At 53.2% G+C, this 23261-nt stretch carries 21 protein-coding genes and 2 pseudogenes; 9 read left to right on the top strand and 14 right to left on the bottom strand.

Features of this window, described 5'->3' with window-relative positions; genetic code table 11:
• Positions 1–204: 204 nt before the first annotated feature.
• A complete protein-coding gene (locus J2T37_RS05430) occupies positions 205–840 on the bottom strand; it encodes a bifunctional 4-hydroxy-2-oxoglutarate aldolase/2-dehydro-3-deoxy-phosphogluconate aldolase (RefSeq protein ID WP_253354363.1) in 636 nt (211 codons plus the stop codon).
• Positions 841–957: 117 nt separating this feature from the next.
• The gene (gene edd / locus J2T37_RS05425) at positions 958–2793 is read right to left on the bottom strand and encodes a phosphogluconate dehydratase (protein ID WP_253354362.1); all 1836 of its coding nucleotides are present in this window, start codon (positions 2791–2793) and stop codon (positions 958–960) included.
• A 453-nt stretch (positions 2794–3246) separates the two neighbouring features.
• Between edd and zwf the strand changes: the two genes are divergently transcribed.
• The 5 genes and pseudogenes from zwf to pgi all read left to right on the top strand — a co-directional run bounded on the left by zwf (position 3247) and on the right by pgi (position 9120).
• Complete coding sequence (zwf, locus tag J2T37_RS05420; RefSeq protein ID WP_253354361.1) at positions 3247–4692, top strand: glucose-6-phosphate dehydrogenase; 1446 nt, start codon at positions 3247–3249, stop codon at positions 4690–4692.
• A gap of 69 nt (positions 4693–4761) precedes the next feature.
• On the top strand, positions 4762–5457 hold the full coding sequence (gene pgl / locus J2T37_RS05415) for a 6-phosphogluconolactonase (protein WP_253354360.1): 696 nt from the start codon (positions 4762–4764) through the stop codon (positions 5455–5457).
• Positions 5438–6451 (top strand): annotated as a pseudogene (locus tag J2T37_RS05410) (glucokinase); the annotation flags it as partial. The gene pgl and the pseudogene J2T37_RS05410, both read left to right, overlap by 20 nt.
• 171 nt (positions 6452–6622) lie before the next feature.
• Positions 6623–7471: a DNA-binding transcriptional regulator HexR gene (hexR, locus tag J2T37_RS05405; RefSeq protein ID WP_253354358.1), complete on the top strand. Its 849-nt coding sequence runs from the start codon at positions 6623–6625 to the stop codon at positions 7469–7471.
• A 5-nt stretch (positions 7472–7476) separates the two neighbouring features.
• Entirely contained in the window at positions 7477–9120 is a 1644-nt protein-coding gene (gene pgi / locus J2T37_RS05400) for a glucose-6-phosphate isomerase (protein ID WP_253354356.1), read from the top strand.
• Between the two features lie 98 nt (positions 9121–9218).
• Here the strand turns inward: pgi and J2T37_RS05395 are convergent, their stop codons facing one another.
• From J2T37_RS05395 to J2T37_RS05375, 5 genes are all read right to left on the bottom strand, one after another.
• Positions 9219–9893 (bottom strand): DUF3108 domain-containing protein, encoded by a 675-nt coding sequence (locus J2T37_RS05395; RefSeq protein ID WP_253354354.1) that lies wholly within the window; start codon positions 9891–9893, stop codon positions 9219–9221.
• 7 nt (positions 9894–9900) lie between these two features.
• Entirely contained in the window at positions 9901–10527 is a 627-nt protein-coding gene (gene purN / locus J2T37_RS05390; RefSeq protein WP_253354352.1) for a phosphoribosylglycinamide formyltransferase, read from the bottom strand.
• Positions 10528–10663: 136 nt separating this feature from the next.
• Entirely contained in the window at positions 10664–11443 is a 780-nt protein-coding gene (locus tag J2T37_RS05385) for an FKBP-type peptidyl-prolyl cis-trans isomerase (RefSeq protein ID WP_253354350.1), read from the bottom strand.
• A gap of 131 nt (positions 11444–11574) precedes the next feature.
• Positions 11575–12015: a DNA polymerase III subunit chi gene (locus J2T37_RS05380; protein ID WP_253354348.1), complete on the bottom strand. Its 441-nt coding sequence runs from the start codon at positions 12013–12015 to the stop codon at positions 11575–11577.
• A gap of 93 nt (positions 12016–12108) precedes the next feature.
• Positions 12109–13518 carry a leucyl aminopeptidase gene (locus J2T37_RS05375; protein ID WP_253354346.1) on the bottom strand — a complete coding sequence of 470 codons (1410 nt, stop codon included), beginning with the start codon at positions 13516–13518 and terminating at the stop codon, positions 12109–12111.
• Between the two features lie 262 nt (positions 13519–13780).
• Here J2T37_RS05375 and lptF point away from each other — a divergent pair, with 262 nt between their 5' ends.
• Together lptF and lptG are read left to right on the top strand one after the other, a co-directional pair.
• Entirely contained in the window at positions 13781–14896 is a 1116-nt protein-coding gene (lptF, locus tag J2T37_RS05370; RefSeq protein ID WP_253354344.1) for an LPS export ABC transporter permease LptF, read from the top strand.
• The gene (gene lptG / locus J2T37_RS05365; RefSeq protein ID WP_253354342.1) at positions 14893–15963 is read left to right on the top strand and encodes an LPS export ABC transporter permease LptG; all 1071 of its coding nucleotides are present in this window, start codon (positions 14893–14895) and stop codon (positions 15961–15963) included. Before lptF ends, lptG begins: the two co-directional genes overlap by 4 nt.
• A gap of 116 nt (positions 15964–16079) precedes the next feature.
• Here lptG and J2T37_RS05360 read toward each other — a convergent pair whose 3' ends face one another.
• The 5 genes from J2T37_RS05360 to J2T37_RS05340 all read right to left on the bottom strand — a co-directional run bounded on the left by J2T37_RS05360 (position 16080) and on the right by J2T37_RS05340 (position 19593).
• Entirely contained in the window at positions 16080–16244 is a 165-nt protein-coding gene (locus J2T37_RS05360) for a hypothetical protein (protein WP_253354340.1), read from the bottom strand.
• Positions 16245–16354: 110 nt separating this feature from the next.
• Positions 16355–16879, bottom strand: coding sequence for a recombination regulator RecX (gene recX / locus J2T37_RS05355; RefSeq protein WP_301286354.1), 525 nt, complete (start codon positions 16877–16879; stop codon positions 16355–16357).
• Entirely contained in the window at positions 16869–17582 is a 714-nt protein-coding gene (locus tag J2T37_RS05350) for a phosphoglycolate phosphatase (protein ID WP_253354338.1), read from the bottom strand. Before J2T37_RS05350 ends, recX begins: the two co-directional genes overlap by 11 nt.
• 127 nt (positions 17583–17709) lie before the next feature.
• A complete protein-coding gene (locus tag J2T37_RS05345; protein ID WP_253354337.1) occupies positions 17710–18927 on the bottom strand; it encodes an aspartate kinase in 1218 nt (405 codons plus the stop codon).
• 201 nt (positions 18928–19128) lie between these two features.
• Positions 19129–19593 (bottom strand): winged helix-turn-helix transcriptional regulator, encoded by a 465-nt coding sequence (locus J2T37_RS05340; RefSeq protein ID WP_253354335.1) that lies wholly within the window; start codon positions 19591–19593, stop codon positions 19129–19131.
• Positions 19594–19728: 135 nt separating this feature from the next.
• On the opposite strand from J2T37_RS05340, the gene J2T37_RS05335 reads away from it, so the two are divergent.
• Together J2T37_RS05335 and alr are read left to right on the top strand one after the other, a co-directional pair.
• A complete protein-coding gene (locus J2T37_RS05335) occupies positions 19729–20982 on the top strand; it encodes a D-amino acid dehydrogenase (RefSeq protein ID WP_253354333.1) in 1254 nt (417 codons plus the stop codon).
• Positions 20983–21204: 222 nt separating this feature from the next.
• On the top strand, positions 21205–22263 hold the full coding sequence (gene alr / locus J2T37_RS05330; protein ID WP_253354331.1) for an alanine racemase: 1059 nt from the start codon (positions 21205–21207) through the stop codon (positions 22261–22263).
• Between the two features lie 160 nt (positions 22264–22423).
• On the opposite strand, the gene J2T37_RS05325 is transcribed toward alr, so the two are convergent.
• Together J2T37_RS05325 and J2T37_RS05320 are read right to left on the bottom strand one after the other, a co-directional pair.
• Positions 22424–23107, bottom strand: a complete 684-nt coding sequence (locus J2T37_RS05325; protein ID WP_253354329.1) for an HNH endonuclease — start codon at positions 23105–23107, stop codon at positions 22424–22426.
• Positions 23108–23186: 79 nt separating this feature from the next.
• Positions 23187–23261: pseudogene (locus J2T37_RS05320) on the bottom strand (IS1595 family transposase); the annotation flags it as partial.

Genomic DNA, 23261 nt, shown 5'->3' with positions numbered 1-23261 from the left:
CCAAATAAGCAAAGGCCGTCTGAAAATCACAAAATTTTCAGACGGCCTTTGCTTTGTGCAGTTTATAGTGAAATGAATGAGAAAGCAAACCGGCAGCATGGGGTAGGTTGGGTTGTAAACCCAATATTTACCAAAGGGCTCGTTGGGATTTCATCCCAACCTACGCAGTTTGATTTTTTACTTATTTCACCATATCCATACAAATTAAGCTTTTTTCAAAGCGGCGGCTTCACGCGCCAGTTTGGTAATGGTATTCCAATCTTTGTTTTTCACCACGTCTTTCGGGGTCAGCCAAGAGCCGCCGACGCACAAGACGTTGGGCAGTTCCAAATAGGCCGGAGCGGTTGCCAGGCTGATACCGCCGGTCGGACAGAAGCGGATGTCGGCATACGGGCCGTACAGGGCTTTGAGCATGGCTTTGCCGCCGACTACTTCGGCCGGGAACAGTTTCAGGGTGTCGATACCGTGCTCCAAGGCCAGTTGTACTTCGCCCGGAGTGGCTACACCCGGAATCAACGGAATGCCGCTGTTTTCGCTGGCTTTAGCCAAAGATTCGTGCAAACCCGGGCTGATGGCAAATACCGCGCCGGCGTCTTCCACGGCTTTCAGTTGTTCAGGATTGACAACGGTACCCGCGCCAACGATGGCGTTCGGTACTTCTTTGGCAATCAGGCGGATGGCGTCGAGACCAACGGGGGTGCGCAGGGTGATTTCCAAAGTGGGAATGCCGCCTTCAACCAAAGCGTGCGCCAAATCAACGGCGGTGCTCAAGTCGTCAATCGCCATCACGGGCACAACGGCACCGGCACTCAAAATCTCGCGGGGAGTCAGTTGGGACATATCGAATCTCCTATATCCAATATCAGTCAGAGGGAAAATTTTTCAGACGGCCTTGCGTCATCGGCATGGGCAGGGGAGAAAGGCCGTCTGAAAACGGGTACATCAATACGGGTTTAATTAAGCAAAATCGCCGCCGAAGCTCATTGCACCGGTTTCGGCGCTGCTGGTCATGCTGCGGAAACCGGCGAACAGTTCGCGGCCGCAACCATGCTGGTTGGCGCTTAAATCAATTTGCTCGTGTTCGCGCGCCACCCATTCCGCTTCGGTAACCAATACGTTCAAATCGCCGGTAAAGGAATCCAAGCGAATCATGTCGCCGGTACGGATTTTGGCGATGTCGCCGCCCATCAGCGCTTCCGGACTCATGTGGATGGCAGCCGGTACTTTGCCCGAAGCGCCGGACATGCGGCCGTCGGTCAGCAGGGCGACTTTGAAGCCACGGTCTTGCAGAATGCCCAGCGGCGGGGTCAGTTTGTGCAACTCGGGCATACCGTTGGCACGCGGGCCTTGATAGCGGACAACGCAGATAAAATCGCGTTCCAATTCGCCACGGTCAAACGCTGCCAGTACTTCGCGTTGGTCGTTAAATACGATGGCAGGCGCTTCAATCACGCGGAATTGGTCTTGTACCGCAGACACTTTCATTACCGCACGGCCGATGTTGCCTTTCATCAGGCGCAGACCGCCGTCGGGTGAGAACGGATTGTCGGCTTTGCGCAGAATGTCGTCGTTGCCGCTTTCGGCAGGCGCGTCGCGCCATTCCAGGTTGCCGTCGATGAGGAACGGTTCTTGGGTGTAGTGGCGCATACCGTGGCCGACAACGGTATCCACATCGTCATGCAAGAGGCCGGCGTCAAGCAGCTCGCGGATGACAAACGGCAGACCGCCCGCAGCGGTAAAGTGGTTGACGTCGGCTTTGCCGTTCGGATACACACGAATCAAGAGCGGGATGATGGAAGAAATTTTGTCGAAATCGTCCCAGTTCAGAATCACGCCGGCCGCGCGTGCCATCGCGACTAAGTGCATGGTGTGGTTGGTTGAGCCGCCAGTGGCCATCAAGCCAATCAAGGCGTTGATAAAGGATTTTTCGGTCAGCATTTCGCCGAACGGTTTGGCAGTGCCGTTGCGGATACCGCGTGCCAAATGCGCCGCGCCGTAGCGGGTCAGCGCTTCGCGCAAGTCGGTATAAGGATGAACGAAGGCAGCCGTCGGCAGGTGTACGCCCATCAGCTCCATCATCATTTGGTTGGAGTTGGCCGTACCGTAGAAAGTACAGGTACCCGGGCTGTGGTAAGAGCCCATTTCGCTGGCAAGCAGGGCGTCGCGGCCGACTTTGCCTTCTGCAAATAATTGGCGGGTGCGTGCTTTTTCTTTATTGCCGATACCGCTGTTCATCGGGCCTGCGGGCAGGAAAATACCCGGTAGATGGCCGAACGACAACGCGCCAATCATCAAGCCCGGTACGATTTTGTCACATACGCCCATATACAGGCCGCCGTCGAACATTTGGTGGGACATCGCTACGGCGGTGCTCATGGCAATCACGTCGCGGGAAAACAGCGACAATTCCATGCCTTCATAACCTTGGGTAATGCCGTCGCACATGGCGGGTGCGCCACCGGCGACTTGGGCGGTAGCGTTGTTTTTCAGCGCTTCGTCTTTAATCCAATCGGGGAAATCTTTAAACGGCTGGTGGGCGGAAACCATGTCGTTGTAGGTGGTGACGATACCCAGATTCGGTACGCTTTCCTGTAACATTTCGATTTTGATGGTTTTCGGCATGGAGGCGTAGCCGTGCGCCAAGTTGCTGCAGCCGAGCTGGTTGCGCTCTAATTTGCCGACTTGTTTGGCGCTGCGGATTTTGGCCAAATATTTTTCACGGGTCGGACGGCTGCGCTCGATAATGCGCTGGGTGATTTCTGCTAATTTCGGATGAAGAGGAGTGGTGCTCATGTTCAGTCTCCTTCGGGATAGGTAGGGTGTGGTCGCGGGCGGCGCAACCGTCAATCGCAATAATTGGTATTGAATATTGACGGAGGCCGTCTGAATTTTGTAGGGATATTATAATACAGCTATTGTAATTTTGTTACAAAAATAATTTAAGAAAAGCATGAAATTTGATTTAAATCGTGATTTTTGCGGTTTAAAATAAAATGTAATAAAAAAACAACGCAAATCTTGGATTAGGTCAAATAATTTACGGAATTCGTGATAGACAAAAAGTGTAGCCCTGTGTAGTATTACTACCAAATTCAACCGTTCTGCCGTCAGGCGTGGCGGCGGATAAACGGATTGTACCTGTGTTAGAGATTCGATAGCCATGATTTTATTGGATTTTTACACTGCCGGTTTCTGTTTTAAGATTGATTAATATGGCGCAAGCCTCCTCTTGATGAAAGATAAAACATGAGTACGCAAACAAATTTTGACTTGGTATTGTTCGGCGCAACCGGTGATTTGGCCATGCGCAAGCTGCTGCCCTGCCTGTATCAGGCGCATGTGGCCGGTCTGCTGCATCCCGACGGCCGTATTTTGGGAGTGAGTCGCAGCAATATGGATACGGCCGCATTTTTGGCCAAAGTGGGAACCAACTCCAAAATCCACGTCAAACAAAACTTCTCCGACGAACAATGGGCGTCTTTCATCAAGCGTATCGAATACCTGACCGTTGACGTTACCCATCCGGAACACTTCAACGCCTTGGGTGATATGGTTAAAGCCCGTACCCAAACCGAAAATGTGGTGATTTACCTCTCTACCGCACCGAAATTCTTTGCCCAAGCCTGCGAAAACCTAGCTAAAGTCGGCCTGAATGCGGATAACGTGCGCGTGGTATTGGAAAAACCGTTGGGTACCGATTTGGCGTCTTCGCAACAAATCAACCACGATGTGGCGCAATATTTCAAAGAAGAGCAAATCTACCGTATCGACCACTACTTGGGCAAAGAAAGCCTGCAAAACATCTTGGAACTGCGTTTTGCCAATGTGATGTTCGAGCCGTTGTGGAACAACAAATACATTAAAAGCGTGCAGCTGACCATTGCCGAACAGTTGGGCGTGGAAGAGCGCGGCGAGTTTTACGACATCACCGGCGCCCTGCGCGACATGATTCAAAACCACTTGATGCAGATGTTGTGCATTACCGCGATGGAAGCGCCGTCCAGTCTGGATGCCGATGCGCTGCGCGATGAAAAAGTGAAGGTTATCCATTCATTGAAACCGCTGACGGTTGAATCGGTAAACGAAAACGTGGTACGCGGCCAATATACCGCCGCCGACGGCATGAACGGCTATCTGCAAGAGTTGAACGTACCGGCCGACAGCTTTACCGAAACATATGTCGCCATCAAAGCCGAAATCGAAAACGAACGCTGGAAAGGCGTGCCGTTCTACCTGCGTACCGGTAAACGCATGGCGGGTAAAGTGGCTGAAATCGTATTGAATTTCAAAGAATTGGATAATATCGGCTTTGAAAACAGCCTGCCTGCGCCCAACCGCTTGGTTATCGAATTGCAACCGAACGAATCCATCCGCCTCTATACCCAAGTGAAACAGCCGGGTGCCGGTCATAAAGTCGAGCTGGCTGCGTTGAAACTGGACATGGGCAAAGAAATCGCCGGCCGCCGCCAAGAAGCCTACGAGCGCCTGCTGCTGGAAGTGATTAACGGCAAATTGGGCTTGTTTAACCGCCGCGACGAGTTGGAAGCCGCGTGGGAATATGTGATGCCGATTTTGGACAACTGGGCCAACAACACTACGCCGCCTCATGGCTATCCCGCCCTGTCTTGGGGTCCGGAAGCTGCCCGCGAACTGCTGGCACGCGACGGCAACAAATGGCATGAAGAGCAATAAGCAGTAAAGGTTTTTCAGACGGCCTGGCTGATGTGAGGCCGTCTGAAAACAGAAGAAGGAATAACAAATATGTACACCGTTCAAACATTTGAATCAGCTGAGGCTTACGTTCAAGCCTTGGCTGGTGCGATTGCTGCCGATTTGCAGCAAGCCATTGCCGCCAAAGGCGAAGCCGTGTTGGTGGTTTCCGGCGGCAAATCGCCCATCGCATTGTTTAAAGAATTATCTCAAAAAGACATCGCATGGGATAAAGTGAAAATCGGTTTGGTGGACGAGCGCATTGTGCCGACCAATCATGCTGACAGCAACACCGCTTTGGCGCATGAATATCTGCTGCAAAACAAAGCCGCTGCCGCTGTTTGGATTCCGATGGTTGAAGCCGGTAAGTCTGAAACAGAATTACAGCCGGAAGCAGTGGTTGCGTTTGCGCTGAAACATTACAAACGTCCCGATGTCGCTATTTTAGGCATGGGGCCGGACGGTCACACCGCTTCGTTGTTCCCCAAAGCGCCGCAATTACAGGCAGCGATTGATTTGAACAACAATCCGGTATTGGCGCACACTACTCCGGTAACCGCGCCGCATGAGCGCGTGACCATGAGCTTGGCTGAAATCGTCAGCGTGCCGCATCTGTATCTGGCGCTGCAAGGCGCAGAGAAAAAAGCCTTGTTTGACCAAGCCTCCGCTGCGCCGACTTTAGAATACCCGATTAGCTTGGTTGTGACCAACGAGAAAGCAAACTGCCATGTCTTCTACGCAAACTAAAAAAAACGATACCAAAACCGAAACCGCTACCCCGACTAACGATTGGCCGCGTCTGATTGCCGACATCGGCGGTACCAACGCCCGCTTTGCGCTGGAAACCGCGCCGCAAAAAATCGAACAGCCGGAAGTGTTGCCGTGTAACGATTACGACACCATCGTTGATGCCATCCGCGAATACCTCAAGCGCGTTGGCAATCCGTCTATCCGCCATGCCGGTATCGCCATCGCCAACCCGATTATGGGCGACTGGGTGCAGATGACCAACCACCACTGGGCGTTTTCCATTGAAACCACGCGCCAGTCGCTAGGCTTTGAAACACTGATTTTCCTGAACGACTTTACTGCCCAGGCTTTGGCGATTACGCAAACGGCTCAAGAAGATTTGGTGCAAATCGGCGGTAAAGAGCCGAATGAAAAATCACCGAAAGCGGTCATCGGCCCGGGTACCGGTTTGGGTGTCAGCGGTTTGATTCCGAGCAATGCCGGCTGGGTACCGCTGGCAGGCGAGGGCGGCCACGTCAGCTTCCCGCCGTTTGACGATGCGGAAGTGATGATTTGGCAATATGCCAAGAAAAAATACGGCCATGTTTCTGCCGAGCGTTTCTTGAGCGGTTCCGGCCTGACCCTGATTTACGAAGCCTTGGCGGTAAAAGAAGGCTTGAAGCCGAAAAAACTTACCCCCGCTGAAATCAGCGAAAGCGCATTGAGCGGCTCTTCTCCGCTGTGCCGTCTGACTTTGGACATGTTCTGCGCCATGCTGGGTACAGTGGCCTCTAACTTGGCATTGACCTTGGGTGCCAGCGGCGGTGTATACTTGTGCGGCGGGATTATTCCGCGCTTTATCGAATATTTCAAATATTCGCCGTTCCGCAACCGTTTTGAAAACAAAGGCCGTTTTGACGCCTATTTAGCGGCGATTCCGGTATATGTGGTGTTGAGCAAATTCCCCGGCCTGACCGGTGCGGCCGTGGCCTTGGACAACCACCTGCGCAATGCCTGCAACAACGTCAGCGCGTTGGGCGGTGCAACCAGCCAATGTGTTGGTGGCGGATTGACTGCGGCGGGAAATACCGGCGGCCAAACAAATTCATAAGCATGACCCTGACCGGCAGCGTTTTGACAACGCTGCCTTTGCCACACAGGGAAGGGAAAATTAGGAAGATATATGTTAAGTAAAATCAGTGAAGCATTGGCCAATCTCTCCGGCGCAGAGCGCAAAGTTGCTGAATCGGCGCTGGCCGAACCGAAATGGTTTGTCCACGCTGCGGTGGCCGAGATTGCCGAATGCGCGTCGGTCAGCCAACCTACGGTTATCCGTTTCTGCCGCAGCTTGGGTTATAAGGGATTGCCTGAGTTCAAACTCGCGTTGTCTGCCAGTATCGGTCACGAAGGCATGCCGTATGTGCATGAAGAGCTGAATGCCGATGACGACATGAACAGCGTGGTGGAAAAAGTATTGGGTAACGCCGCCGCTTCCTTGCTGGGCGAGCGCCGTTTTCTGAAAGAAGCCGAGCTGGAAAACGCCATTGCCATGCTGATGCACGCCCGCCGCGTGGAGTTTTACGGTGTCGGCAACTCCGGCATTGTGGCGCAAGACGCTCAGCATAAATTCTTCCGTTTCGGCATTTCCACCGTCTCTTATATCGACACCCATGTGCAACTGATGGCGGCTTCGGTATTGAGCGATCAAGATGTGTTGGTGGCGATTTCCAATACCGGCTCATCCATCGAGCTTTTGGATGCGGTCAGCATTGCCAAAGAAAACGGCGCTTCCGTGATTGCCGTGACCCGCGCCGATTCCCCCCTATCGCAACTGGCTGACTGCGTATTGAGTGTGGCGACGCAGGAAAACGTCGAGCTTTATACGCCGATGGTGTCTCGCCTCTTGCAACTGGCGGTAATTGATATTCTGGCCATCGGCCTGGCGCTGCGCCTGGGCGATGCGGCCAGCCTGCAACTGCAAAAAAGCAAACGCAGTATCCATAGCAAACATATTGACTACGATAAGGATTGAACATCATGAAACATCTGGAAGAATTGCCGAGCAATGCCAAATTGTGGCAGCACTTTGACGAAACCAAAGCAAACCATATGCGCCAAATGTTTGAGGAAGATCCCGAACGTGCGCAACGCTACTGGTTGCAAGTGGGCGGCTTGACTTTGGATTACTCCAAAAACCGCATTACCGACGAAACCATGTCGCTGCTGACCAGTTTGGCGCGCGAAGCCGGCGTACCCGAACGCATGCAGCAGATGTTCCACGGTGAAAAAATCAACACCACCGAAAACCGCGCCGTATTGCATGTTGCCCTGCGCAACCGCACCAATTCGCCGATTGTTGTGGACGGTGAAGACGTGATGCCGAAAGTAAACCATGTATTGCACCGCATGGGCGAATTTGCCCACGAAGTGCGCAGCGGCGATTGGCTGGGCTATACCAACCAAGTGATTACCGATGTGGTGAATATCGGTATCGGCGGCTCCGATTTGGGTCCGCTGATGATGTGTACCGCGCTCAAACCGTTTGGCCACCCGCGTCTGAACATGCACTTCGTGTCTAACGTCGATGGCTCGCAACTGCGCGGCGTGTTGGAAAAAGTGCACCCCGAAACCACGTTGTTTATCGTGGCTTCCAAAACCTTTACCACCCAAGAAACCCTGACTAACGCTCTGACCGCTCGCGAATGGTTCTTGAAACACGCCAATGACGAAGGTGCCATCGCCAAACACTTCGTGGCTGTTTCTACCAACAAAAAAGCCGTGTCCGAATTCGGTATTGATACTGCCAATATGTTTGAATTTTGGGATTGGGTCGGTGGCCGTTACAGCCTGTGGTCAGCCATCGGTCTGCCGATTATGCTGTATTTGGGCGAAGAAAACTTCATCGAAATGCTCAACGGCGCACATCTGATGGATCAACACTTCATCAATACCCCGCTGGAGCGCAACCTGCCGGTGATTCTGGCCTTGGTCGGCGTGTGGTACATCAACTACTACGGCGGCGGCAGCCATGTCATCGCGCCGTATGACCAAAACCTGCACCGCCTGCCGAAATTCATCCAACAGCTGGATATGGAAAGCAACGGCAAACAGGTAACGCTCGACGGCAAACCCGTGCAGCACGAAACCTCGCCGATTATTTGGGGCGAAACCGGTATCAACGGTCAACACGCCTTCTTCCAACTGTTGCACCAAGGTACGCACATTGCGCCGATTGACCTGATTGCCTCTTTGGAAAAACGTAGCAACCTCAAAGGCCACCATGAAATCCTGTTGGCCAACGTGTTTGCCCAAGCCGAAGCCTTTATGCGCGGCAAAACGCCGGACGAAGTGCGCGCCGAGCTTAAAGCGCAAGGCATGGACGAAGCGCGTATTGAAGAGCTGGTACCGCATAAAACCTTCTCCGGCAACCGCCCGACCAACCTGATTTTGATGGACAAAGTCAGCCCGCGTAACATGGGCAGCCTGATTGCCATGTACGAACACAAAACCTTCGTGCAAGGCATTATTTGGGGCATCAACAGCTTTGACCAGTGGGGTGTCGAGCTGGGCAAACAGCTGGCGAAAACCATCTTGGCCGAGCTGACCGGCGAGACCGCACCGCAAAAACACGACAGCTCTACCGAGCATTTAATCAGCACTTATCTGAACGCCAATAAATAAAACGGCAAAGATGAGTCAGTAAAAGGCCGTCTGAAAACCATATGGTTTTCAGACGGCCTTTTTGCGGTGCAAGCCGATCAGTAATTATGCAGTGACATTCACGGCATTATGCTTTTGCCGTCGATGGTTAATCCGGTCAGGCTCAGCCGGTAAGCCGCGCCGTCTTCGGTGTCGTATGAAATTTGCGCCGGAATATTGCCGAATGAGGGCAGTAGGGTATAGCTAACCTTCCCCTTACCTTGTTTCAGCGTATAGCGATCGGCATTGACGGCGCTTGTGCCGAAGGCGTAGCGACTGCTGCCTTGCGGCGTCAGTCGGCTGAGCGGGTAGATTTTTTTGCCGTTGGTGGCGTATATCGGGGTGGGTAACGCGGCATTGCTGGCGGCAAGCTGCCAAGCTAGGGTAAACAAATCCATCGTGACCCCATCGGGCGTAGCGGTTTTTTTGTCGCCGGTTTTGCCATAGGTAACGGTATGGCCGTTAAATTCGGCGGCGCTATAAAGCGTACTGTTGCGGATTTCGCGGTAGTAAGCGGGTTTGAGCCACTTGCCGTCCACCGTGCCGCCCGACTCGAAGCGGATACGGTAAAACAGCAGGTCGATGTCGGATACGATGGTATAGCGCGTTCCCTCCCGTTTGAACACCATCACGGCGGGTACTTGATAGTTGCTGGCAAACTGTAAAACGGCCGAGCGGGGCAGTTCGGCGGCAAATGCGGGCAGGGCAAGCATTGCCCCCGCCAAGCCGCCGATTAGGGAAACGGATGTTTTCATCGGCGGATTAGGCCAACAGCGCTTGACCGTCGGCGCTGCGTTGGCTGTTGAAAACGCGGTTGCCCTCAATTTTCAGACGGCCTGCCACAAAATCGGCCACGGCTTGCGGGAAGAGTTGGTGTTCCACTTTCAATACGCGCTCGGCGATGTCGTCGGCATTGTCGCCGTCTAAAATCGGCACCACGCCTTGCGCGATAATCGGGCCGCAATCGAGTTCGGCGGTGACAAAATGGATGGTGCAACCGGCCACGCGGCAACCGGCAGCCAGCGCGCGCTCGTGGGTATGCAGGCCGGTAAACGCAGGCAGGATGGAGGGATGGATATTCATCAGACGGCCTGCGTAGCGGGCGCAAAATTCGGGCGTAAGAATACGCATGAAGCCGGCCAAAACCACCAAATCAGGCTGATAAGCGTCAATTTTTTCCATCATGGCACGGTCGAAATCCTCGCGCGAAGCGAAGTCTTTGTGGTTGAGGCTGCCGGTGTCAATGCCGCGCTCGGCCGCCCAGCCAAGACCGGCGGCGCTTTCGCTGTTGCTCAATACGGCGGCAATACGGGCGTTGGGAATATTCGCGTTGACAATGGCCTGCATATTGCTGCCGCGACCGGAAATCAGGATAACGATGTTTTTCATGATGGATGGGATGAGAGAGAAAAATTGTGCGTTAAGGCCGTCTGAACAGGTGTGAAAAGAAATCCAAGATTTCCGTTATCCTTGTTCAGACGGCCTCGGTTTGGCGGTTAGGCAAAAGCCTTACGGCCGGGCTGGTTTATTTGGCCGGTTGTGTAGGCGCAGCTTCCGGAGCGCCGACTTTAACCAGTTTGACATCGAAAATCAAAGTCGAATTCGGGCCGATTTTGCCGCCCGCACCTTGTTCGCCGTAAGCGAGTTTGGCCGGAATGTAGAATGTGGTTTCTCCGCCTTCTTTCAAAAGCTGTACGCCTTCGGTCCAGCCCGGAATCACTTGGTTCAGCGGGAAGGTAACCAGGCCGCCGTTTTGTTTGCTGCTGTCGAATACCGTACCGTCAATCAGACGGCCTTCGTATTCCACGGTCACTACATCGCTGGCTTTGGGCTGTTTGCCTGTACCTTCGGTTTTGATTTTGTATTGCAGGCCGGAAGCGGTGGTTTTTACGCCTTCTTTAGTCGCGTTTTCTTTCAGGAAGGCTTCGCCTTTTTCCTGATTGGTTTTGGCGTCGGCAACCATTTTTTCTTGCGCTTTTTGCTGCTGATCGGCCAAGAATTTCATCATCACTTCCTGCGCCTGCTGCTCGTTCATTTTCGGCTCTTTGCCTTCATACACGGTTTGCAGGGCTTCGTTGAAGACGTTCAGGTCGATTTCCGTACCTTGGTCTTTCATTTGTTTGAGCGAACGGCCGATGTCCGAACCCATCGCATAGCTGGCCTGCTGCGCCGGTGTGCCGATGGATGAAGCATCGGCAGCGGAAGCGGCCGTACCAGCGGCGACGCTGCTGTCTTTTTTATCGCAAGCGGTCAGGGACAATGCGGCGGCCAATGCCAGCGCACCGAATTTAAACGTTTTATTCATGGCGGTATTCTTCGGTAAAATAAAAATAGAAAGGGGATTATAGCCCAGTTTGTTTGAAAATGAAGCAGGCCGTCTGAAAAATCAGGGTTCGGATTGTAAAGACAGGCAAGTTTGACACGTTTCGACAGCCGCTAGGCTTTGCCTTGCATGCCGAAATGCTCAATCGCAAAACCGCTTTGGCGGTAGGCTTTAAACCGCTCGCGCGCGTCGGCCAAATCTTCCAAACCGTCACCGACGATTTCCAATACGCGATCGGGCAACACCGGCGCCGCCGTCCAAAAATCGGGCGACAGGTTTAATACGGTAATGTTTTCGGGCAGAGCGGGCAGCTGATGGCCGGAAGCCAGCAACAGCAGGGTTTCAGACGGCATGGCGCTGCCGGTTTGCCAGATTTCATGCGGGATAAAACTTTCCGGCTCGTTTTGCCACAAATCGCGGTCAAGGCGGGTGATGGTATCTGGGTTGTCCGACCAAACCAACACGCAGCCGCCGTCGCGGACGGCACGGGCAGCCAGGCGGCAGGCAAATGCGGCGGGGTGGGCAACATGGGTGTAGAAAGTGGCTTTGGGCATGGCGGGCAGGCAGACGTTTGAACAGGCAGATTATAACAAAAGGCCGTCTGAAACTGATGTTTTGTTTCAGACGGCCTTTGCTTTATACCGGCATTAAGCCAGATTGCGCAAATAGTTCAACAGCAGCGGTACGGGGCGGCCGGTTGCGCCTTTTTCCGCGCCGGATTTCCAAGCTGTGCCGGCGATGTCGAGGTGCGCCCACGGGTAGTCTTCGGTGAAGTAAGACAGGAATGCGCCGGCCACAGGCGAGCCTGCGCCGGGGGTGCCGATATTGGGGATGTCGGCGAAGTTGGATTTGAGCTGGTCTTTGTAGCAGTCAAACAGCGGCAGCTGCCATGCTTTGTCATCGACTTCGCGGGAAGCGGCCAGCAGGTTGTCGAGCAAATCCTGATTGTTGCCCATCACGCCGCTGACATCGTGGCCGAGAGCGACGATACATGCGCCGGTAAGGGTGGCCACATCAATCACGGCTTGCGGTTTGAATTGTTCGGCGTAGGTCAGCGCGTCGCACAAAATCAGACGGCCTTCGGCGTCGGTGTTCAACACTTCGATGGTCAGGCCTTTCATGGATTTGACGATGTCGCCCGGCTTGTTGGCCGTACCGGAGGGCAGGTTTTCGCAAGTAGCGACCACGGCAATCAGGTTGATGGGCAGTTGCAGCTTGACGGCGGCGCAGAAAGTGCTGATAACGGTGGCCGCACCGCACATGTCGAATTTCATCTCATCCATGCCCGGGCCGGGTTTCAGGGAAATGCCGCCGCTGTCGAAGGTAATGCCTTTGCCGACCAAAACCACCGGCGCGGCTGCTTTATCCACCGCACCGAAGTAACTCAGTTCGACCAAATACGGGTCTTGCGCACTGCCTTTGGCTACCGACCAAAACGAGCCCATATTGGCTTTGATGTATTCTTTGCCGATGATTTTGGCAGACGCGCCGACTTTTTCCGCTTCCGCTTTGGCGGTTGTCGCCAAAAATTCGGGAGTGCATTCATTCGGCGCGGCATTGCCCAAGTCTCGGCACAGGGTTTGGCCATAGACTTGCGCGTCGGCAATTTTCAGCGCGGCGGCAACGGCGGCTTCGTGGTCGGAGTAGAACACGGCTTGCGCGAACTTGGCCGGTTTGGCTTCTTTTTTGTAACGGTCGAAACGGTAGGCGGCATTGCCAAAGGCCACGGCCAGCGCTTCGGCTACGCGCGGGGCGTTTACTTCGCAAAACGGCGCCAGCTCAACCGCAACCTGCGCTTGGTTTTGCGCCCATTTTGCCGCTTCAGCGGCAGCTTTATTCAAAGTAGCGCGTTCCAAATCTTTCAAACGCAAAACCGCCACGGCTTGCAGGCCGTCTGAAACGGGGAGTTTGGTTTCGGCAAAATTTTGCCCTTCTTCCAGCGAACCCAATAAGGCCGCAGCGGTCTTATCGGTGATTTGCGCCGCTTCGGTGCAAACAAATAATTGCGCGGCTGCCTGATTCGGCTGCAATTTTCCGGCTTTTGTGCTAAATTCCACGTTTATTCTCCTATGGGAAACAGGTTATACGGGATTTTCAGATGGCATGTCCAAACAGATATACCGAGTTGAAAACGATACTTGATTGTACGCCAAGTACAGGCCGTCTGAAAGATTTAAAGTTGAATGAAATCGAACGGGCAGGGTGCGTCGCAAGCCCCGCCTGCGTTTTTCAAGATTTGATTCCGATAGCGGTCAGAAAATGCGCGTACCGCATGCTCTTTACGTTTAGCCTACCCACGCTCACAGCAGCCAACAGATTATGATTTACCAACGCAATTTTATTAAAGAACTTTCCTTTACCGCCGTCGGCATTTTTGTAGTGCTGCTGGCGGTGCTGGTTTCGACGCAGGCGATTAACCTGCTCGGCCGCGCCGCCGACGGCAGGGTGGCGATTGACGCCGTGGCCGCGCTGGTCGGCTTCTGGATTATCGGCATGACGCCGCTTTTGCTGGTATTAACCGCTTTTATCAGCATTCTGACGGTGTTGACCCGCTATTGGCGCGACAGCGAAATGTCGGTGTGGCTCTCTTGCGGGCTGGCGTTGCGCCAGTGGATACGGCCGGTGATGCAGTTTGCCGTACCGTTTGCCATCCTGATTGCCGTCATGCAGCTGTGGGTCATGCCGTGGGCGGAGCTGCGCAGCCGCGAATATGCGGAGATTTTGAAGCAGAAACAGCAGCTTTCGATGGTAGAGGCGGGTAAGTTTGCTGCTTTGGGCAAGAAAAACAGTCGCGTGTATTTTGTGGAAACCTTCGATACCGAATCGGGTATTATGAAAAACCTGTTTTTGCGCGAGCTGGACGACAAAGGTAATGACAACGTGGTGTTCGCTAAAGAGGGCAATTTCTCGCTGGCCGACAACAAGCGTACGCTGGAGCTGCGCAACGGCTACCGCTACGGCGGCATTCCCGGTCAGGCAGACTATACGCGGGTGTCGTTTGACAAGCTGGATCTGATTATCAGCACCACGCCGAAAATCGTCGATCCGGTGTCCAACCGCCGAACCATCCCAACATCGCAGCTTTTCGGCAGCAGCGATCCGCAGCACCAAGCCGAATTAATGTGGCGCACTTCGTTGCCGATTAGCGCATTGCTGCTGAGCTTGCTGGCGATACCGCTGTCGTATTTCAATCCGCGCGGCGGCCACACATATAATATTCTGATTGCCATCGGCATGTTCTTAATCTATCAAAACGGCCTGACCTTCCTGCGTGACGCGGTGGAGGGCGGCAAGATTCCGTTTTTGCTGGGCTTGCTGCCCATGCACATCCTGATTTTCGCTGTGGCCGTGGTTTTATTGCGCGTACGCAGTATGCCGGCGCAGCCGTTTTGGGCGGCCGTGCGCCAAAGTTTGACCCTGAAAGGCGGAAAATGAAGCTGATTCCCCGTTATCTTATCCGCCAAATGTCGGTCATGGCCGTGTATTCGCTGCTGGCGTTTTTGGCCTTGTACAGTTTTTTTGAAGTGATTGACGAAGTCGGCCGTATCGGTCGGGGCAATTACACCGGCTGGGTGATGGCGAAATATGTGCTGATGTTGATGCCGGCGCGGGCATACGAGCTGATGCCTCTGGCCGTGTTAATCGGCGGCCTGATTGCGCTCAGCCAGTTGGCGCAGGGCAGCGAGCTGACTGTGATGAAGGCCAGCGGCTTGAGCACCAAAAGGCTGCTGCTTATCTTGTCGCAGTTCGGCCTGATTTTTGCGCTGGTCACGGTGGTGTTGGGCGAGTGGGCGGCGCCGGCTTTGAGCCAGCGTGCTGAAAATATGCGCAAAACCGCCATCAACGGCCAAGTCAGCACCGGTGAAACGGGGTTGTGGCTGAAAGAGCAAAATCACATCATCAATGTGCGCGAAATGCTGCCCGACCATACTCTGCGGGGCATTAAAATTTGGCAGTACAACGACCAATATGAGCTGACCGAAGCGGCGGAAGCAGAATCGGCTGTGTTAAATTCAGACGGCAGTTGGCAGCTGAAAAACGTGCGCCGCAGTATTTTGCACGACGACCGTGTGGACACGGCGCAGGAAGAGGGACAACGCTGGCAGGTGACGCTCAAGCGCGGCCTGTTGGATGTATTGCTGGTCGATCCCGACCAAATGTCGGTGTCCGAATTGAGTACCTACATCAGCCATCTGAAAAGCAACCACCAGCAAACGCAAATCTACGCGATTGCGTGGTGGCGCAAGCTGGTGTATCCGATTGCCGCGTGGGTAATGGCATTGGTGGCGTTTGCTTTTACGCCGCAAAACACGCGTCACGGCAACATGGGTTTGAAACTCTTCGGCGGGATTTGCTTGGGTTTGGCTTTCCATTTTGCCGGCCGTTTGTTCGGCTTTACCAGCCAGCTTTATGGCGTACCGCCGTTTCTGGCCGGTGCGCTGCCGACGATTATTTTCGCGCTGCTGGCGGTGTATCTGATTCGCAAACAGGAAAAACGCTGACCTTAAATTTCACTAGGGGTGGTTGACGATTCAATTATCGCGCTATCTTAAGCAAAAGGCCGTCTGAAAACGGAAAGGTTTTCAGACGGCCTATTTTGTATAACGGCATAACACGTTTAGCTCAGCCAAAAACGGAAGACCAAGAAAAAGACCAAAGCCAATACGCCGACCCATACGAGCAGCATAAAACCGGCAACGGCCTGACCGAGACGGAATACCGGCGTTTTGTGGTCATCAAGCGGTGCAGGCGGGGGAGAAACTTTGTTTTTTAATTCGGACATGGTTCGGCTCAAGTGTGCGGATGGCGGAAAAGGCGTAAGGGTACGCCGTATGTGATGAAAAATCAAGCGGATAGCATGAAGTTGTAAAATCTGTCTGTCAATACAGGTTTTTAATTTTCGTCTTCATCCCAAGCATGTTTTAAGGCCGTCTGAATCGTGTCCATACCGAAACCGCGATAAGCCAGAAAGCGCACCTGCTTTTGTTTTTCCTTCAAATCGGCGGCGGGCTGCTTGAATTTTTTGCGCAATACCGCCATTGCAGTTTGCTGCTCGCTGTCGCGATCGGGCAAAAAGCGGCGGCTGAGGTCTTCATCCACGCCTTGCGCCGCCAGAGCCTGTTTTAGGCGTAGCGTACCGTGTTGGCGGCTTTTGCTGTGGATATAGGCCTCGGCGTAACGCTCGTCCGACTGCCAGTTGCGCTCGGCAAATTCATCCAATACCTTTTCCAGCTCGGCCTCGCTTTCGGCATGCGGCGCGAGTTTGCGCTTCAAACCGCTGCGGCTGATTTCCTGACGCGACAAAATATCCATTGCGCGGGCACGTAGGGATTTTTCAGGGCGGGCAGACTGCTTTTTCGGCGGATTCAGGCCGTCTGAAATTTCAGACGGCCTGTCTTCAAAATCATCACTCACCATCACGCGCTTTCTGCGGTTGCAGGTTCTCGTAGATTTCCGGCAGTTTGCCGATGAGCCAGTCGGGTTTGGTGGCGTCATCTTGCGACAGCATGGTCATGTCGCCGTAGCCGTAGGTTACGCCCACGCTTAAGCAGCCGGCGGCTTTGGCAGCGAGAATGTCGTTTTTAGAATCGCCGACCATCATCATATCGGCAGGTTCGATGCCCAATACTTCGGCGGCGTGCAAGAGTGGCAGGGGGCTGGGCTTTTTCTCTGGCAGGCTGTCACCGCCGAGAATCAGGCTGAAATAATCTGCTAAGCCGAGCTGTTTCAACAGCTCCACGGCCAGAATTTCGGTTTTATTGGTAATCACCACCAGCGGAATGCCCAGGCTTTTGAGCAAGCCCAAACCGGCTTCGGTTTCGGGATACGGGCGCGTAAAGTCGCTCAAATGGGTGCGGTAGTATTGCATGAAAAACACAAAGCCTTTTTCCCACACCGCAGGGTCGGCCTCTTCGTCGCGGTCGTTGGTAATCACGCGGTGCACCAGCGTGCCGATACCGTCGCCGACATAGCTTTCCACCACTTTGGCGGGCAGGGAAGACAGACCGAGGTATTCGCGCATGGCTTCGGCAGCGGCGGCCAAATCGGGTACGGAGTCGCACAACGTGCCGTCCAAATCAAAAGCAACGGCTTGAACGTGGTCGATGGTGGGAACAGTCATAAAGGCTCCTCTGTTTCAATCATTCGGAAAGCGGTCATTTTAACACCGTTTGGCGGCAGGCATAAAACAGGCCGTCTGAAAACCTGTTTCAGACGGCCTGTCAGGGGGTTTGCCCAACGGCAGCGGGTTAGCCCAGATTAAAGGCTTTATGTAACACGCGGGTCGCCAGCTCCATGTATTTTTCGTCAATCAACACAGACACTTTGATTTCAGAAGTAGAAATCATCTGGATATTGATGCCTTCTTCGGCCAAAGAACGGAAGATTTTGGCGGCCACGCCCACGTGCGAGCGCATGCCCACGCCGACCACGGATACTTTGCATACTGCGTCGTCGCCGCTGACATCGGCAACGCCGATACTGTCTTGCAGATTGCGCATTAGCTCCATGGTTTGTTTGTAATCGCCGCGCGGCACGGTAAATGAGAAGTCGGTGGTACCCTCGCTGCCGATGTTTTGGATAATCATATCCACTTCGACGTTAGCGTCGGCCACAGCGCCGATTAATTGGTAAGCCACACCCGGTTTGTCGGGTACGCCGCGCACATTGATACGGGCTTGGTTTTTATCGAATGCAATACCGGTAACGGCAGCTTTTTCCATGTTTTCGTCCTCTTCAAAGGTAATTAAGGTGCCGTTGCCGCCATCTTGCAGGCTGCTCAGTACGCGCAGGCGCACTTTGTATTTACCGGCGAATTCTACGGAGCGGATTTGCAATACTTTCGAGCCCAAGCTCGCCAGCTCCAGCATTTCTTCAAAGGTAATGGTGTCAAGGCATTTCGCTTCAGGTACGACGCGCGGGTCGGTGGTGTAAACGCCGTCCACATCGGTATAGATTTGGCACTCGTCGGCACCCAGCGCGGCAGCCAGCGCCACGGCGGAAGTGTCCGAGCCGCCGCGACCCAAAGTGGCGATATTGCCCTCGCTGCTGATGCCTTGGAAACCGGCCACAATCACCACGCGGCCTGCTTTGAGGTCGTCGCGCATTTTGTCGCCGTCGATTTCTTCGATACGCGCTTTGGTGTGGGCGGTGTCGGTTTTGACCGCTACTTGCCAGCCGGTGTAGCTCTTGGCATCCACGCCGATGTTTTTCAGCGCCATGGCCAAGAGGCCGATGGTCACTTGCTCACCGGTGGCCAGGACAACGTCCAGCTCGCGCGGATCGGGGGTGTCTTGCATTTCGTGCGCCAGTGCTACCAAACGGTTGGTTTCGCCGCTCATGGCGGAAACGACCACGACCACGTCATGACCTTCGGCGCGGGTTTTGGCAACACGTTTGGCTACGTTTTTGATGCGTTCGGCGGAGCCTACGGATGTGCCGCCGTATTTTTGTACGATTAACGCCATGTTCGTGCTTTCTTGGGTTGGTGGATTGATTGTAAACAATCAGGCTATTATTACTATTTTTTACATGAAAGACAAGACTTGCAGGCAGCTTGGGGCGGGAAATTTACCGCTTATCATCGAATACCGTGGCAAAAGGCCGTCTGAAAACCGCTGGCCGCTTTGATGTATCTTGGTTTTCAGACGGCCTATCCCCTTATTTTTTTATTCCAAATCCAAAACCACTTCTTCTTTAACTTCCTCCATTACCACATAGCTGCGGCTTTCGGCAGCGGCAGGCAGCTGCAACAGAATATTGCCGAGCATGTCGCGGTAGGCCGACATATCGGGCAGGCGCACTTTGATTAAATAATCGTATTCGCCCGACACCAGATGGCATTCCAAAATTTGCGGAATGCGCATTACCTCGTGGCGGAAGTCCTCAAAAATATTGCCCGATTTCGAGCGCAATTTGATTTCGACAAACACCAGCAGGCTTTGCCCCAGCGCATGCGGATTCAAGCGGGCATGATAGCCGCTGATGTAGCCGTCGCGCTCCAAACGGCGCACGCGCTCGGTAACCGGCGTGGTCGAAAGCCCGACTTTTTCCGCCAGTTCGGTCATCGGTATGCGGGCGTTTTGTTGCAGGATTTTGAGGATTTTGAGGTCGGTTTTGTCCAGCTCTTTCATGGTGGAATCCGTTTTTAATATCAATAAAAACAGCATAATAACCTAAAAATTCATCAAAATAAAATGAAAGCCGCTGTAAGAATTGTCATACACTTGGCAAATACGCCATTGGCGGTTTGTATAAGGAGAAAAGAGATGAAAGCCATAGTATTGGGCGCAGGTATCGCCGGTGTCAGCACCGCTTGGTATTTGTTGCAGGCGGGGCATGAGGTTATCGTTATCGACCGCGCAGAGGCTGCCGCGATGGAAACCAGTTTTGCCAATGCAGGGCAGTTGTCCTACGGCTACACCACGCCGTGGGCTTCGCCCGGCATTCCCGCAAAAGCCGCCAAATGGCTGCTGAAACACCATTCGCCGCTGATTTTGAAAGCCGACGGCAGTGCATACCAGTTGCAATGGCTGTTGCAGATGTTAAAAAACTGCACCGCCGAGCATTACCAAACCAATAAAGAGCGCATGGTGCGCGTGTCGGAATACAGCCGCGAGATGTTCCGTCGTTTTGAGGCAGAAACCGGCATGGATTTTGAGGGGCGGCACTTGGGCACATTACAAATTTTCCGCACGCAAAAAGAAGCGGAGGCAGCGGAAAAAGACATTGAAGTATTGGCCGAATACGATGTTCCTTACCAGCGGCTGAAGCCGGAAGAATGCCTGCAATACGAACCCGCGCTGCACCATGCCGTCGGCCGCATTGCCGGCGCGTTGCTCCTGCCCAACGACGCCACCGGCGATTGCCATTTGTTTGCAGGCCGTCTGAAAACCTTGTGCGAAGAAAAAGGCGCGGTGTTCAAGTTTAACCATAGCATCGAACGTATCGAACACAACGGCAAACGCATTACCGCCGTGATGGCGGGGGGCGAACGCTTCGAGGCCGACCGCTATGTGTGCGCCTTGGGCAGTTTCAGTCGTACCGTGATGGCCGATTTGGGCTTGGATTTGCCGATTTATCCGGTCAAAGGCTATTCGCTGACCGTTCCGATTACCAACGCTGCCGAAGCGCCGGTATCCACCATTTTGGACGAGACCTATAAAGTCGCCATTACCCGTTTCAACGAGCGTATCCGTGTCGGCGGCATGGCGGAATTGTCGGGTTACGACATCAAATTGTCACCCGAACGGCGCGAAACGCTGGAGCTGGTCGTCAACGATTTGTATCCGCAAGGCGGCGACCTGACCCGCGCCACCTTCTGGAGCGGCCTGCGCCCGATGACCCCCGACAGCACGCCCATCATCGGCGCAAGCAAGTTTGACAACCTGTTTCTCAACACAGGCCACGGCACGCTCGGCTGGACGATGTCGCTCGGTTCGGCCAAAATCGCCGCCGATTTGGTGTGCGGCACGATGCCCGAAGTGCGTAGCGACGATTTGGGCATGGCGCGTTACGGCTAAAACAGCGATAAACGCACGAGGCCGTCTGAAACCGTTTTCAGACGGCCTGGCACGTATCATGCAAATGCGGTGCCGACAGTAAGCCCGAAAGCATGCCCAGTACAAAACATTAATAAGAAAATAACTGCCGTGCCGTATTTAAAAAACGAGACGACAGTTTTATAATTCCGTTCATTCAAAACCTAAAAAGGCCGTCTGAAAAACGGCCGTCAAGGAAACCCCATGCGCCCGCTCAATGCCCGAATCCGCCTAGACCATCTGCGCCACAACTACCAAACCCTCAAGCAAATCCACGGCGGCAAGCTCTTAGCCGTTATCAAAGCTAATGCCTACGGACACGGCGCGGTGCGCTGCGCCCATGCCTTGTCGGATTTGGCCGACGGATTTGCCGTCGCCACCATAGATGAAGCCATCAGCCTGCGCGAAAACGGCATTTCCAATCCGATAGTATTGCTCGAAGGCGTGTTTGAAGTGGGCGAATACGAAGCCGTTGACCGATACGGCTTATGGCCTGCCGTCGGCAGCCAATGGCAGCTCGAAAGCCTGCTGGCACATCCGTGGCAAAACCCTGTGACCGTGTGGCTGAAAATGGATTCCGGCATGCACCGCGCCGGCTTTTTCCCGCACAACTACGCCGCCGCCTACACCGCCTTGCAGCAAAGCCCGGCAGTGGCCAATATCGTCAAATTCAGCCATTTCGCCTGCGCCGACGAGCCGGACAACGGCATGACCGAGATGCAAATCGAAACCTTCGATTTAGCCTGCGAAGGCTTGGTCGGAGAAGAAAGCCTTGCCAATTCCGCCGCCATGCTGAATATCCCCGCCGCCCGCCGCGACTGGGGCAGGGCAGGTCTGGCCTTATACGGCATTTCTCCCTTCGGCGGCACCGACCCGCGCCTGAAACCCGTGATGCGCCTGACCACCCGCGTGTTTGGCGAGCGCGTATTGCAACCGCATTCCCCCATCGGCTATGGCGCAACTTTCTACACCAGTAAATCCACCCGCGTCGGCCTGATTGCCTGCGGTTACGCCGACGGCTACCCGCGCCTGGCCTCCACCGGCAGCCCCGTTGCCGTCGAAGGCAAACGCAGCCGCGTCATCGGCCGCGTTTCCATGGACATGATGACCATCGAACTTGACCCCGCGCAAGAAGGCTTGGGCAGCGAAGTCGAGCTGTGGGGCGATACCGTCAATATCAACGAAGTCGCCGAAGCCGCCGGGACGATTGCTTATGAATTGCTGTGTAATGTCAAACGGACGAAATTTACTTATTCGGAATAAGCATTTAGGTGTTTAGCCAAACAAAGGCCGTCTGAAAATCTTAAGATTTTCAGACGGCCTTTTAAGCTATTGGGGTAACATGAAGTTAGCACTAATTTACAAGCTAAAGCTAACTATTCGTTAGTAGGCAGGTTTCAATACCAAAAAATGGAGGTTGTGTTCATGATGATGAATCAATGAGACTACGATGATATTTTAAATATTCTAATCTTTGGGGATTTAGAACCTCTTTTGGAAGTTTGAAATTTTTCCAGTAATTCCATACATCTGTCGCTAGTTGATTTGATTTTAGCATTGTTCCATCATCATTGAAGGAGATGTATTTTAAATCAAATAGAGAATCGATTGTTCGGCTTAAGAGCAACCCATTATTAGGGTCATATGCTTCTTGGTCGTTAGAGTCAACGAATGGTTTAATGTGACTGGCAATTAGAACCGGATAGCTTAACTGTTCCAACATACATTTAACGCCGTTGAAATATTCTTCTGATTCTTCTTGTAACTGGTTTTTGTATAGTCGGTGCAAATATGGGTCGCGTTTGCGGGAGCTGATTTCAATATAGTTGCCAAAAACACGCTCAGCATCCTCTGTAAAACATACTTCATTCTGGACAATAGTCAAATTATCTAGTTTTTTAAGTAAGTTCCAAAGGTAGTCAATTTGATTATATTTTCTTTTAATAAAACCTAATTCAACTGCTTGTTGTTGGTATTTGGATAACTCATCTATATTTAAAAATCCCTTAGGATAGCTTGTAATATTAACTAGCATTAATGCGAGAATTTCTTCTTTTGATAACTTTCCTAGCGGATGTTCCACTAGCGTTTGAATTAGAAAATTCATCTGTCTTTCATTGGAATTCTGATTTACCGCACGATTAAAGCTGGAGTTCTCATAAATAATTTGGGGCTGTACTAGATAATTAGAGCAAATTACCTTTTACTAACTGTTTCAAAATAGAAATTTGAGATTTTATTTCACTGTTGTTAAAACGCCA

Source organism: Neisseria perflava (assembly GCF_024170405.1).
GTDB lineage: Bacteria > Pseudomonadota > Gammaproteobacteria > Burkholderiales > Neisseriaceae > Neisseria > Neisseria perflava_B.
This window is presented reverse-complemented; position numbering and strand designations above follow the sequence as displayed.

Bases quoted from the DNA above. Each gene is read 5' to 3' on its own strand.
- recX (WP_301286354.1), bottom strand. From the start codon at position 16,879: ATGGTGAGTGATGATTTTGAAGACAGGCCGTCTGAAATTTCAGACGGC.
- J2T37_RS05360 (WP_253354340.1), bottom strand. From the start codon at position 16,244: ATGTCCGAATTAAAAAACAAAGTTTCTCCCCCGCCTGCACCGCTTGAT.
- hexR (WP_253354358.1), top strand. From the start codon at position 6,623: ATGTTAAGTAAAATCAGTGAAGCATTGGCCAATCTCTCCGGCGCAGAG.
- pgi (WP_253354356.1), top strand. From the start codon at position 7,477: ATGAAACATCTGGAAGAATTGCCGAGCAATGCCAAATTGTGGCAGCAC.
- J2T37_RS05325 (WP_253354329.1), bottom strand. From the start codon at position 23,107: ATGAATTTTCTAATTCAAACGCTAGTGGAACATCCGCTAGGAAAGTTA.
- purN (WP_253354352.1), bottom strand. From the start codon at position 10,527: ATGAAAAACATCGTTATCCTGATTTCCGGTCGCGGCAGCAATATGCAG.
- J2T37_RS05345 (WP_253354337.1), bottom strand. From the start codon at position 18,927: ATGGCGTTAATCGTACAAAAATACGGCGGCACATCCGTAGGCTCCGCC.
- J2T37_RS05340 (WP_253354335.1), bottom strand. From the start codon at position 19,593: ATGAAAGAGCTGGACAAAACCGACCTCAAAATCCTCAAAATCCTGCAA.
- J2T37_RS05385 (WP_253354350.1), bottom strand. From the start codon at position 11,443: ATGAATAAAACGTTTAAATTCGGTGCGCTGGCATTGGCCGCCGCATTG.
- J2T37_RS05430 (WP_253354363.1), bottom strand. From the start codon at position 840: ATGTCCCAACTGACTCCCCGCGAGATTTTGAGTGCCGGTGCCGTTGTG.
- lptG (WP_253354342.1), top strand. From the start codon at position 14,893: ATGAAGCTGATTCCCCGTTATCTTATCCGCCAAATGTCGGTCATGGCC.
- lptF (WP_253354344.1), top strand. From the start codon at position 13,781: ATGATTTACCAACGCAATTTTATTAAAGAACTTTCCTTTACCGCCGTC.
- pgl (WP_253354360.1), top strand. From the start codon at position 4,762: ATGTACACCGTTCAAACATTTGAATCAGCTGAGGCTTACGTTCAAGCC.
- J2T37_RS05350 (WP_253354338.1), bottom strand. From the start codon at position 17,582: ATGACTGTTCCCACCATCGACCACGTTCAAGCCGTTGCTTTTGATTTG.
- J2T37_RS05380 (WP_253354348.1), bottom strand. From the start codon at position 12,015: ATGCCCAAAGCCACTTTCTACACCCATGTTGCCCACCCCGCCGCATTT.
- J2T37_RS05395 (WP_253354354.1), bottom strand. From the start codon at position 9,893: ATGAAAACATCCGTTTCCCTAATCGGCGGCTTGGCGGGGGCAATGCTT.
- zwf (WP_253354361.1), top strand. From the start codon at position 3,247: ATGAGTACGCAAACAAATTTTGACTTGGTATTGTTCGGCGCAACCGGT.
- alr (WP_253354331.1), top strand. From the start codon at position 21,205: ATGCGCCCGCTCAATGCCCGAATCCGCCTAGACCATCTGCGCCACAAC.
- edd (WP_253354362.1), bottom strand. From the start codon at position 2,793: ATGAGCACCACTCCTCTTCATCCGAAATTAGCAGAAATCACCCAGCGC.
- J2T37_RS05335 (WP_253354333.1), top strand. From the start codon at position 19,729: ATGAAAGCCATAGTATTGGGCGCAGGTATCGCCGGTGTCAGCACCGCT.